This window comes from Bacillus sp. AFS018417 (genome assembly GCF_002560985.1).
GTDB classification, from domain to species: Bacteria; Bacillota; Bacilli; order Bacillales; family Bacillaceae_G; genus Bacillus_A; species Bacillus_A rhizoplanae.
In genome coordinates, this window is the sequence record NZ_NTTM01000092.1 from 1 (window position 1) to 3,880 (window position 3,880).

Consider the following 3,880-nt stretch of genomic DNA (forward strand, 5'->3'; position numbering starts at 1 on the left):
AACATTTTTTTAATAGGACATTAAGCCTTTTTCTCTTTTAAAAGCTTTATGCAAGAATGTATACATACTTGTTTTATTAAGTATGTTTTTTCAGAATTGTCCTTATTGCCCGTATAAAAATCGCATATCTACTATTTAGTCTAATACTTTATTTTAATACGATCCATTGTCTATTCATAACATATAATTGTAGCTTTTGAATAAAGTTTGATTAAAAGTATGCTGCAAACGTTGATTTTGTAATAGAAGAAACCCACTCACTTTGAAAAAAGATTGATCAAAATGGGTGGATTTGATTTTGAGTTGGATTTAGTTTTTATAAATAAGATTGATTAAAATAATGAAGTTTTCGATAGTTAATTAAGTTTATCTAACTGTATCTACAAAATTTTAAACCTTATTGAAAGCCTTATTAATATTTAACAAGCTTAGATGTATCTCCTTCACCTACACGATACTTTCCCATTAATGCTCGAATTTTCCCTGCTACATTTGCTCGTTCAATGTTTTCTTTCGCATAACGTTTCACGTTATTATTCCCGACGCATACGCTATGTACTGCATGTTCAAACAAGCATTGGTCGTTACTATCGTTCCCAAAAGCAATAAATTGTTGAATGTTCAACATATGTAGTCCTCTGACTTTATTAATACCTAGAGGGCTAATGTCGATAGCATGCTCAGTTTTATAGTGTGTAACTGTGACTGGAAATGATTCAAGCACTTCTAACACTTCTTCATTTGGTTGGAATAAAACTAATTTGCAGACTGGCAGTAATTGTTCCAACGGTATGTTCGTTGAATTGGTTTTATCGATATTTCGATAAATAGGATGTGCAATATCACCTGTAAAGGCATAATCCCACTGACCATCTGCTAAATATTTTAATTGATGTTGATGAATAACTGCAATGAGTTTGTCTAAAAGTTGTTGTTCAAAATGTGTCACTTGAATTTGCCCATGGTCATAAGTAAATGTACCGTTTCCTCCAACCAATAAACCTTCATGAAAGCTTTTTGGTATGACAGGTACTAAATCACGAATCGGCCTAGCTGAGGCAAAAATCACTTGATGCCCTTCTAACTTTAATTCTTGAAGTGCCTCAATAATTTCTGTATCAATACTTTTGCCGTCAAAACAAAGTGTTCCATCTAAATCGAATACAAAGTTCATTTAAATCCCCTTCCTCTTTATTAATTAACTATAACTATATTAAAATAAATAAGACCAATAAAGGACAGATGTCTCGGAGGAAAAAATGAATCAAAATCTATTTCAATCTATTTATCACTATACTTTTACAAAAGATCTAATATCGTTCCTTTCTGTAAGCACTTTTCAACCTAATGAATTTATTTTAAAAGCAGGGGACAAGATAGATGGCATCTATTTTTTACTTTCAGGAAGGTATATGGTTTCTAACTTAGAAGTGACCGGCAAAGAGTTACTATTACGCTATTGTCAACAACCAGCGATTATGGGCGATATCGAAATCTTTGCAGATTGCTTAGTTGAATCAAACTGTATTGCAGTAAAGCCATGCGAAGTATTATTTGTCCCCTTAGAAGTGTACGAAGCACATTTAAAATTTGATAGTAAATTTAATCAACTATTATTGAAAGAGCTAGCCTATAAGCTACGAACTTGCACCATTTCATCAAGAGTAAATACACTCTCACCAGTCAGTGTACGTTTAGCTGCTTATTTATGCACGGTTGAATCCCCATCACATTTAAATCAATATATAAAAACAAATTCTTTAGATGATGTTGCCTCATTGATTGGTACTACAAAAAGACATCTAAATCGAATACTAAAGGACTGGACAGAGAAAGGGATTATCAAACGAGAAGAGAATGAAATTCAAATTTTAAATGGGGACAAGATTAAAGAAATCTCAGAAAATGTACGCTTTGAATAGTTTCAAACCGCGAAAATTTTTATAAACATTCTAGTGCTTACATTCAAACCAATCAGTTGCAAATTTAAACATAAAAAATATCCCTTTGATGATCAGATTTAAAGGGATAACATCGTGACTTTTTTACAAATATCGCGACTTTATTTTAAACGTCGCATCTTTTTTATAAGCATCGTAACTCTATTTCAAATCCACAATAATGGTGAATCTAAATCTTTATTTTATGAGATAAGGTGAGGATAGAAGGAAGAATATGATTGTATCAATAAAGTTCAGTCTAATACATTTTTTTAATGGAACAATAAAAGCCCCTTTATTGGATCTGAAGGGGCTTTTTGTTCACATAATCAAGATTATTGAGAGTAAGTTCACTAAATAGTAATTTTGCCTTGGTTCCACCATTCAATGAATTTTTGTAATGAGGGTGCAACCCAAGTTCGGCTATCATTTTCATGATTCCAAACATAAATATCACCTTTTTCAATAGTACCGTTCTTGGTTACAGCATACGCAAACAAATCACCATTTCCGGCATCTGAAAAGAAGAATAGAGATTCAAAAGTCATACAGAAATCATTAAGTTCTTTGTGACTTCGAATGTTTATATTCTCTTGTTGGATTTGATTACTAGACCAAATCAATGGACATCCGTATTCTCCATAAACACCATCTGTTTCGTTTAAAAAAGTTTTTAATTCAGTAGGTAGCTTTATTTTAAAAATTGATTCTAGTTGTTCTAAGTCACTTATATTTGCAGGATTTTTAAAAATGTAATCGGAGGAAATATCTTTAATAAATTTTTTCCACATTTCATAGATCCTTTCTATGTTTAGATATAGTTCTATTTTTATTTAACATAAAACTTGAAAACGGAAGTCAATGTATCTATTAGTATTGGGAATCAATGATTGTATAATACCGTGTGAAATATCTGTAAGGAACGCTCTCTGTCATATTTCCTTTTTGAAAAGCTAAAGAATTTCTGTATATATCTCTCTCTAAAAATTCCCATCCATCTTGCTCTCTCATTTCAATATAGGGCTCTAGCTCCCCTCGTTTTACTAAATAGGTATAGCGAGTATCGTTAGTTTGTACTTCCATTATATTTTTATCTGTAAAGATCATCTTTGACATAGCAATTGCGAATGGTATCGGATTTCCTTCTTGAAAAATGACATCCTTTTTTTGTACAAAGAATACACATGCTATACTTAATATTACTAATAAACTTATGAAAAATATCTTTAATTTCATTAAGTCACTCTCTTTCCTTTTAATTCCATTTTATCATGAGTGATCTATTTCGATAGAACTTTTTTTGATGTAGGGGTATCGCCACATCACCATCAAGCTAAGATTTCAAAGTACCCCCATAACGAAAATTTTATATCTTTGCGGATATATATGAGAATTAAGCTTATTTTTCCGTTTTGGGGAATAATAAATTACTTAACTTGATAGCGATGTGGCGGTATCTCTTATAAAGGTATACTTTTACGAATGGAATGAAAAGAAGAATCTGTGATTTGAATAATTTCAAAATAAAGGAAAATATTCTATTATGAAGAAAAATTAAATAGAGAGGTGATAAATATATGTACATGCCCATTGAAGAAGGAGTTCGTACATATTTAATAGTAGGGTTCTCCATTGTTATATGTATTGCAATTCTATATACATTGTATTTATGGATAAAATATAAAAAGAAAAGTTATATTTGGATTATGCTACATTTTTTAACTCTTGGTTATGGGATGGTTATTTTTATTAATTTGCTAACTGGAAACTTTATGGATGGAGTTATGGTCTCTGAAGACAATTCATTAAAAGTGGCGGGATCTGGATTTCTTTGGGCGTTAAGTATATTCTTTCTCTTAAAAGGATTAACTAATTTATCAAGAAGTTCATAGCTTTATTAGTAAGTTTAGGACATCTAAATTGGACTTATCCCCGTCAAG

General features: G+C 31.0%; 5 protein-coding genes. 2 read left to right on the top strand and 3 right to left on the bottom strand.

Going from position 1 to position 3,880, the window contains the following annotated elements; all coding sequences use genetic code 11:
* Positions 1-412 precede the first annotated feature (412 nt).
* Positions 413-1,174 (bottom strand): HAD-IIB family hydrolase, encoded by a 762-nt coding sequence (locus tag CN326_RS23160; RefSeq protein WP_098311300.1) that lies wholly within the window; start codon positions 1,172-1,174, stop codon positions 413-415.
* Between the two features lie 85 nt (positions 1,175-1,259).
* Between CN326_RS23160 and CN326_RS23165 the strand changes: the two genes are divergently transcribed.
* On the top strand, positions 1,260-1,922 hold the full coding sequence (locus CN326_RS23165; RefSeq protein ID WP_098311301.1) for a Crp/Fnr family transcriptional regulator: 663 nt from the start codon (positions 1,260-1,262) through the stop codon (positions 1,920-1,922).
* A gap of 371 nt (positions 1,923-2,293) precedes the next feature.
* Here the strand turns inward: CN326_RS23165 and CN326_RS23170 are convergent, their stop codons facing one another.
* Positions 2,294-2,731 carry an SMI1/KNR4 family protein gene (locus CN326_RS23170; RefSeq protein ID WP_098311302.1) on the bottom strand — a complete coding sequence of 146 codons (438 nt, stop codon included), beginning with the start codon at positions 2,729-2,731 and terminating at the stop codon, positions 2,294-2,296.
* 79 nt (positions 2,732-2,810) lie between these two features.
* Complete coding sequence (locus tag CN326_RS23175; protein WP_098311303.1) at positions 2,811-3,176, bottom strand: hypothetical protein; 366 nt, start codon at positions 3,174-3,176, stop codon at positions 2,811-2,813.
* A gap of 341 nt (positions 3,177-3,517) precedes the next feature.
* On the opposite strand from CN326_RS23175, the gene CN326_RS23180 reads away from it, so the two are divergent.
* Positions 3,518-3,832: a hypothetical protein gene (locus CN326_RS23180; protein WP_098311304.1), complete on the top strand. Its 315-nt coding sequence runs from the start codon at positions 3,518-3,520 to the stop codon at positions 3,830-3,832.
* Positions 3,833-3,880: the final 48 nt, after the last annotated feature.